General features: G+C 64.1%; 2 protein-coding genes and 1 pseudogene. All 3 read left to right on the plus strand.

Annotated elements, in window-relative coordinates; all coding sequences use genetic code 11:
* Window positions 1-236, plus strand: a pseudogene (locus EN893_RS27925) (6-phosphofructokinase); the annotation flags it as partial.
* Window positions 237-271: 35 nt separating this feature from the next.
* Window positions 272-991, plus strand: coding sequence for an MBL fold metallo-hydrolase (locus tag EN893_RS27930; RefSeq protein ID WP_127270210.1), 720 nt, complete (start codon window positions 272-274; stop codon window positions 989-991).
* Between the two features lie 248 nt (window positions 992-1,239).
* A partial coding sequence (locus EN893_RS27935; RefSeq protein WP_164901168.1) for a DegQ family serine endoprotease occupies window positions 1,240-2,710 on the plus strand: 1,471 nt, incomplete at its 3' end.

The raw sequence follows: 2,710 nt of genomic DNA on the forward strand, positions 1-2,710 counted from the left end.
ATGCCGGCGCTTTCGCCGTCACCGTCGCCGAACAGGGCGGCGGCTCGGTGGCCCTGCAATATGACGGCACCAGAACGGTGCTGAAGAAAGTGCCGCTCAAGAACGTCGCCGGCAAGACACGCCACATGCCGGACGATTTCATGAAGCCCGATGTCAATCAGCTGTCGGATGCCGGCATGGCCTATCTCAAGCGGCTGGTGCCGGAAAAGTACAAGGTCGGGAAGCCCTTCGTCTGATGCCGGGCTCACACTTGATGCCCGGCTCACAGGTGATGCCCGACTGGTTCAGCAGGAGCGTCGTCGACGACAAGACGACGATGCTGACCGAGCCCTTCGTCCATGCCTATGTTCGGGCCAATATCTGGCATCTGCGCGGTCGCGATGCCGACCTGCTCGTCGACACCGGCATGGGCATCTGTCCGCTGGCGCCGCAGATCGAGACGGCGGAGGGCAAGCCGCTGCTGGTCGTTGCCACCCACATCCATCTCGACCACGTCGGCTCGCTGCATGAATTCCCGTTGCGGGCCGGGCCAAGGATGAGCGCGGCTCGGTTCGAGACCATGGATGAGGCCGCGACCTACGCCTACATGTTTCATGACCTCGAGGGTGCCGTCTCGAAACCGCCGGCGCCTGGATGGAAGTCGGCCGACTACAGGATCCCGCCCGCGCCGTTGACGCGAACCCTGGACGAGGGCGATGTCGTCGATCTTGGCGACCGGCAATTTCGCGTGCTGCATTTGCCGGGCCATTCACCGGATTCGATCGCGCTGTTCGACGAGGTCGACGGCCTGTTCTTCAGCGGCGATGCCATCTATGACGCCATGCTGATCGACGACCTGCCGGATTCCGACCGAGCCGCCTATGTCAGCACGATGCGGCGCCTGCTGGACCTGCCGATCCGCATCGGTCATGGTGGACACGGACCGAGCTTCGACGGCAAGCGCATGCGCGAGATTGCCACGGCCTATCTCGAGCGAAGCGCCGGTGGCTGAGGCTCCAGCGAGACAGCAAGGTGCCGCCCGACGACTTTGCGGCCCTGCCGCCGTGCGGATATTAAATCTTCGTAAGGTCGCCCTAAAACCCTAAATCGGGCGAATCCGCGCCCTAGATGCAAGGCCGTCGATCCGGTTGGCTGCCATGTAGGCGAGACGGGCAATTGCGACCTCGACACGCCGATGACCGATTTCCCCGCACGGGAGAGGCCACGGCGCTGGATCAACTCTCGCCCGGACAAACGACCATGTCAGATATCCTTCGTAGGCATCGCGTCGCGGCCTTGCTGGGCGCTGCGCTGATCATATCCCCCTTCGTCATGTCTTTCGCCCAAGGCGAGGGCAACACCATTCCGACAACCCAGACGCCTGTCGCCGGCATCACCGCGCCCAATGGCTCGTTCGCCCCCATCGTTGCCGCCGACAAGCCGGCGGTGGTGACGGTCACCACCGTCATGAAGGCACAGCCTGAAACGATGAGCGATGCATCTCCTTTCGACGGCGGCTCGCCCTTCGATGACTATTTCCGCCAGTTCTTCGGTGACCAGGGCATGCCGACGCCCAAGACGCCGCCGCAACAGCAACCGCAGCGCGCCGAGGCGCTGGGTTCCGGCTTCATCGTCGGCGCGGATGGCACCGTCGTCACCAACAACCACGTCATCGATGGTGCTTCTTCGATCAAGGTGACGCTCGACGACGGCACCGAACTTCCGGCCAAGCTTGTCGGCCGCGATGCCAAGAACGATCTCGCCGTACTCAAGGTCAAGTCAGACAAACCCCTGCCGACCGTCAAATGGGGTGATTCCGACAAGCTCATGCCAGGCGACCAGGTGCTGGCCTTCGGCAACCCGTTCGGCATCGGCACCACCGTCACGGCAGGTATCGTCTCGGCGCGCGGCCGTGACCTGCATAGCGGCCCGTTCGACGATTTCATCCAGATCGACGCGCCGATCAACCACGGCAATTCCGGCGGTCCGCTGGTGGATGTCGCCGGCAATGTCGTGGGCATCAACACGGCGATCTATTCACCCAATGGCGGCAGCGTCGGCGTCGGCTTTGCCATTCCGTCGGATCAGGCCCAGAAGGTGGTCGCCAAGCTGATGAAGGGCGGCTCCATCCAGTACGGCTATCTCGGCGTTCAGATACAGGAGGTGACACCCGATGTCGCGAGCGCCATCGGGCTCGACCATTCCGGCGGCGCGCTGGTTTCAGAGGTCAACGACGGTTCGCCGGCGGCCAAGGCCGGCGTCGAGACGGGTGACGTCATCACCAGCTTTGCCGGGCAGGACGTGAAGGATCCCAAGGACCTGTCGCGGGCGGTCGCCGATGTCGCGCCGGGCGCCAGGGAAACGGTGGATGTCTGGCGCAAAGGCAAGCCGATGCGGATTTCCGTCGATGTCGGCCAAAACAGCGCCGATGCGAAGACCGCGTCGCTGGACGACGGGTCCGACGCGCCGAGCGCCGGGCGCGCTCCGGCGATAGGGCTCGGCTTGATGGATATAACGCCCGACATTCGCCAGCAGATGAACCTAGCCGGCAAGCAGCACGGCGCGGTGGTTGCCAGCGTCAACCCCGACAAAGCGGCCGCCGCTTCCGGAATACAGGCCGGCGACATCATCGTCGCCGTCAATCAGGTGCCGGTCAAGAACGCCAGGCAGGTAACCCAGGCGATCGCCTTGGCCGGCAAGTCCGGCAGGAAATCGGTCCTGTTGCTGGTCG

Source organism: Mesorhizobium sp. M7A.F.Ca.CA.004.04.2.1 (genome assembly GCF_004022825.1).
Lineage (GTDB): Bacteria > Pseudomonadota > Alphaproteobacteria > Rhizobiales > Rhizobiaceae > Mesorhizobium.

Coding starts and splice junctions, on each gene's coding strand:
- EN893_RS27930 (WP_127270210.1), top strand. CDS start 272: ATGCCCGACTGGTTCAGCAGGAGCGTCGTCGACGACAAGACGACGATG.